The organism is Mesorhizobium sp. LNHC252B00, from assembly GCF_000502955.1.
Taxonomy (GTDB): Bacteria; Pseudomonadota; Alphaproteobacteria; order Rhizobiales; family Rhizobiaceae; genus Mesorhizobium.
The window spans coordinates 1-323 of sequence record NZ_AYWO01000163.1; the positions used below are offsets into that span (position 1 = coordinate 1).

Consider the following 323-nt stretch of genomic DNA (forward strand, 5'->3'; position numbering starts at 1 on the left):
ACAATGAGGACGGGGCGGGCATATGATCGCCGATTTCGACTATCAGTTCTTCATCGAGGTGCTCGTCGGCGGGCTGCTTTCCGGCGTCATGTATTCGCTGGTCGCGATCGGCTTCGTGCTGATCTACAAGACTTCGGGCGTGCTCAACTTCGCCCAAGGCGCGATGCTGCTGTTCGCCGCCCTCACCTTCGTCAGCCTTGTTGAACGCGGTGTTCCGTTTGCACTGGCGTTGGTGGCAACGTTCGCCACCATGGTGGCGATCGGCATCGCCATCGAGCGCACGGTGCTGCGGCCGCTCACCAACAAGCCGCCGATCACCCTGT

Annotated in this window: 1 pseudogene; it reads left to right on the forward strand. The window is 61.3% G+C overall.

The features are described 5' to 3' along the window. Positions 1-25: 25 nt before the first annotated feature. A pseudogene (locus X744_RS139585) lies at positions 26-323 on the forward strand (branched-chain amino acid ABC transporter permease); the annotation flags it as partial.